We start from the raw sequence: 4,648 nt of genomic DNA, 5'->3' as shown, positions 1-4,648 counted from the left end.
ACTGTCGGCTTATTTGCCATGGACAAAGCAAGTGCAGGCAAGCTGCAGATAAATTTTGAATATAATTAACCCCATCTTAGCACAAGCCAAGGTGGGGTTTTAAGATACTTCAGTTTTTTACGCTTACATTTTTTTGTTGGAAAAATTAAAATAAAAAATAAAATAAAAAAATTTTTTCGATTTTTTGCATATTTATAAGTAGTGAGAAAAAAGTTTAAACGTTCGTTCGCTTTTTTCTTGCATTCTTGTCGGTGAACAAAGTATAATTATTAGGTAACATAAATAGGAGGTACCGATTTGGCCAAAGATGAGAAACAAGCTGCTTTAGATGCAGCTCTTAAGAAAATTGAAAAGAACTTTGGTAAAGGCGCAGTAATGCGGATGGGTGAAAAAGCCGATACGCAAATTTCTACTGTACCAACCGGTTCAATCGCTTTAGATGCAGCCATTGGCGTGGGTGGTTACCCTCGCGGAAGAATTATTGAAGTATACGGCCCAGAATCTTCTGGTAAGACAACTGTTGCTTTACACGCTGTTGCCGAAGTGCAAAAGCGTGGTGGAACGGCTGCATACATTGATGCTGAAAATGCGATGGATCCGGCATATGCCGAAGCATTAGGTGTAGATATTGATTCTTTGATTTTGTCACAACCCAACACTGGTGAAGAAGGTTTACAAATTGCTGATACTTTGATTTCCAGTGGTGCGATCGATATTGTTGTTGTCGACTCAGTTGCTGCCTTAGTACCACGAGCAGAAATTGAAGGCGAAATGGGTGATGCCCACGTTGGTTTGCAGGCTCGGTTGATGAGTCAAGCTTTACGTAAGCTTTCAGGTACGATTTCTAAGACTAAGACAATTGCTATTTTTATTAACCAGATTCGTGAAAAAGTTGGGGTTATGTTTGGTAACCCAGAAACTACCCCAGGTGGTCGTGCCCTTAAATTCTACTCAACTGTTCGTTTGGAAGTTAGAAGAGCAGAACAGATTAAGCAATCTGGTGACGTAATTGGTAACCGGGTTAAGATCAAAGTGGTTAAGAACAAGGTTGCCCCACCATTCAAGGTTGCTGAAGTTGACATTATGTATGGTAAGGGTATTTCTCAAAGCGGCGAATTGCTCGATATGGCTGCTGACAAGGATATTATCGATAAGGCCGGTTCTTGGTATTCATACAAGACCGAACGAATTGGTCAAGGGCGTGAAAATGCTAAGAAGTACTTAGAAGATCACCCAGATATTTATCACGAAGTTGAAGAACAAGTTCGGCAAGCTTACGGCATTGATGAAAAATCAATTGCTGAACGAGAAGATCCAGAAAAGATCAAAGAAAAGCGCAAAGCCAAGGAGGCTAATGAAACTAAGGATGAAACAAAAGCTTCATCCGAAGAAGAGGCCAAGAAAAGCAAATAAAAGCGTAGAAGAAATTAAATTAAACCTTGGAATTTAGTTCCAAGGTTTTTTCTTTGAATTGACAGAGCTGATCTAGTTCTTTATCATAAGACTGTGTGAATAATTCTAAAAAAAAGGCGATAGTAATCATGGAATATAATATTTATTTGATTCCCGCCGTAGTTGCTATTGTTTTTCTTTTAGTGGGATTTGGCATCGGATATGCTGTTCGGAAGAACGCATGGGAGAAGAAAGCTCAAAACGCTCAAAATGATGCCGACCATATTCTTGCAGATGCTAAAGCACAGGTCGCTGCTGCTCGAGCAGAAGTCAATGCACAAAAGCAAGCTGCGCAAGCAGTTAAGCAAAGTGCAGAAAACACCAAAAAAGAAAAAATTCTTGAAGCTCAAGAAGAAATTCGTGATTATCGGCAAAAGACAGAAGATAGTTTAAGTAAAAAGCGTGATGCAATTTCACGTCAAGAAAACCGCCTTCAACAACATGAAGATACCCTTGATCATAAAAATTCTTTGTTGGATGAACGAGAATCTAGTCTCTCACAAAAAGAAGATCAGTTAAAGCAGCAACAAGCCAGTTTAGATAATAAGATCAATGAAGCTAATGATTTAGTTGAACAACGACGCCAGAAACTCTATGAAGTGGCTAATTTAGATAAAGAACAAGCTAAGAAAATTGTTTTAGCCCAATTATCTGATGAATTAGTTAAAGAACGCGCCGAAATGATCAGAAATAGTAATGAAGAAGTTCAAGCTAAGGCTGATCGTTTTGCTCATCAAGTATTGGTTGATGCAATTCAAAGTAGTGCGGCTGATACCGTCGCTGAAACTACTGTTTCAGTCGTTGATTTGCCAAATGAAGAAATGAAGGGTCGAATTATTGGTCGTGAAGGCCGAAATATTCGTTCCTTTGAAGCATTAACAGGAATTGATTTAATTATTGATGATACTCCAAAGGTAGTTACGCTAAGTGGATTTGATCCAATTAGACGTGAAATTGCTAAGCGAGCAATGCAACGTTTGATTAAAGACGGTCGTATTCATCCAGCTCGCATTGAAGAGATGGTTGATAAGGCTCGTAAAGAAGTTAACGATGATATTTATGAAGCTGGTGAAAGTGCCTTGATGGATTTAGGAATTCACCGAATGAATCCTGAATTAGTTAAGACTTTAGGCCGACTTAAATATCGTACTTCGTATGGGCAAAATGTTTTAGCACACTCAATTGAAGTTGGTAAATTAGCTGGCACAATGGCTGCGGAACTGGGTCTAGATGAAAAACTAGCAGTTCGTGCGGGATTATTACACGATATTGGTAAAGCAATCGATCATGATATTGAAGGTTCTCACGTTGAAATCGGCGTGGAATTAACTCGTAAATATCATGAATCAGATATAGTTGTTAATGCAATTGCGGCACACCACGGAGATGTACCGAAGTTATCGTTTATTGCTGAACTTGTAGTTGCAGCAGATACAATCTCTTCAGCACGTCCAGGTGCAAGAAGTGAAAGTCTTGAAAATTATATTAGACGTTTAACTGAATTGGAAAAAATTGCGAAGAGCTATCACGGTGTTAAGCAGGTATATGCTATTCAAGCTGGTCGTGAAGTTCGCGTAATGGTTGAACCTAAAGAAATTTCAGATGATCGCATCACAATTTTGGCACGTGACATTAAGAATCAAGTTGAAAAAGAACTTGATTATCCAGGTAATATTAAAATTACCGTTATTCGTGAAAAACGCGTAGTTGCGATTGCAAAATAAGAAAAAGGTTTGGAAAAATATTTTTCCAAACTTTTTTTAGACTTTAGTAGCTTGATTGTTATTTGTTTCTACTTGTATAATTAGGAACGAGTATTTAAAGAAAGCAGTTAATAATGTTTAAAATAATTGTTGATTTATTCTTCCTAGTTATCATTCAAGCGGCGATTACGCCCTTTATTAGACGATTAGCCTTTGTCTTGGGAGCAGTTGATAACCCAAATGCTAGACGAGTTAATAAAAAGCCCATGCCGACAATTGGCGGATTGGGAATTTTTGTGACGTACAATATTGGATGCTTTGTTTTGTTACGGGATCAATTTCCTACCCATGAAGTATTCGCCGTTTTGCTTGCTTCTAGCGTAATTGTTCTAACCGGGATGATTGATGATATTTTAGAATTAAAGCCCGGACAGAAGATGTTTGGCATCTTTATCGCGGCCTGTGTTGTTTATTTCTTGGCTGGAATTCAAATGAACGTCTTAAATCTACCCTTTATTAATCATCAGATTAATTTAGGCTGGTGGAGTTTTCCCATTACGATTTTTTGGATTTTAGCTTTAACCAATGCCGTTAATCTAATCGATGGTTTAGATGGGCTAGCTGATGGTGTTTCGCTGATTTCCTTAACTACAATGGGGATTGTGGGTTACTTCTTTTTACATACCCATCAACTTTATGTGCCTATTGCTTGTTTTATGCTAGCTGCTTGTTTATTAGGCTTTTTGCCATATAATTTCCATCCAGCTAAAATTTTCTTAGGTGATACTGGGGCTTTATTTATCGGGTTTATGATTGCCGTATTATCGCTAAAGGGGCTAAAGAACGTCACTTTTATTTCCCTATTAGTGCCAATTATCATTCTTGGTGTGCCCATTACCGATACTGTGTATGCGATGATTAGACGGAAGTTGAATAAGCAGCCAGTGTCGCAAGCAGATAAGCATCACTTACACCATCAATTGATGCGTATGGGGTTAACCCACCGGCAAACAGTTTTGACGATCTATGCAATTTCGTTAATCTTTTCATTTGTTTCCTTGCTCTTCTTACTTTCACCAACTTGGGGTTTGTGGCCGTTAATTGTTGCTTTATTATTAGCACTAGAGCTATTTGTGGAATCTATTGGTTTATTAGGCGAGAAGTATAAACCGTTAATGCATTTAATCCAAAAGATTATCAATAAGAAGAGTAAAACAGATCCAACAGTTCAAGTTTGGCATTTAGGTCAAGAAAAGCCAGATCAATTAAAGAATCAAAAAAATAAACGTGATAACTAAAAAAGACCAGCTTGGCTGGTCTTTTTTATTGTTCATGAAAATTATTGTCAGTAACCGGAATTTCATTAGTAAGCGTAAAAAACTGAAGTATCTTAAAACCCCACCTTGGCTTGTGCTAAGATGGGGTTAATTATATTCAAAATTTATCTGCAGCTTGCCTGCACTTGCTTTGTCCATGGCAAATAAGCCGACAGT

At 37.9% G+C, this 4,648-nt stretch carries 3 protein-coding genes; all 3 read left to right on the top strand.

Translation table 11 applies throughout. The features are described from left to right. The first annotated feature begins 297 nt into the window (after window positions 1-297). The 3 genes from recA to EJK17_RS10990 all read left to right on the top strand — a co-directional run bounded on the left by recA (window position 298) and on the right by EJK17_RS10990 (window position 4,453). A complete protein-coding gene (gene recA, locus EJK17_RS11000) occupies window positions 298-1,413 on the top strand; it encodes a recombinase RecA (RefSeq protein WP_103662695.1) in 1,116 nt (371 codons plus the stop codon). A gap of 128 nt (window positions 1,414-1,541) precedes the next feature. Continuing rightward, window positions 1,542-3,176 carry a ribonuclease Y gene (rny, locus tag EJK17_RS10995; protein ID WP_103662694.1) on the top strand — a complete coding sequence of 545 codons (1,635 nt, stop codon included), beginning with the start codon at window positions 1,542-1,544 and terminating at the stop codon, window positions 3,174-3,176. 113 nt (window positions 3,177-3,289) lie between these two features. After that, window positions 3,290-4,453 carry a glycosyltransferase family 4 protein gene (locus EJK17_RS10990; protein ID WP_103662693.1) on the top strand — a complete coding sequence of 388 codons (1,164 nt, stop codon included), beginning with the start codon at window positions 3,290-3,292 and terminating at the stop codon, window positions 4,451-4,453. The last annotated feature ends 195 nt before the right edge of the window (window positions 4,454-4,648 follow it).

Origin of the sequence: Lactobacillus xujianguonis (assembly GCF_004009905.1) — a bacterium.
Classification (GTDB): domain Bacteria; phylum Bacillota; class Bacilli; order Lactobacillales; family Lactobacillaceae; genus Lactobacillus; species Lactobacillus xujianguonis.
Note: the sequence above shows the minus strand (reverse complement) of the source record. Positions and strands in the feature narration are given on the sequence as shown.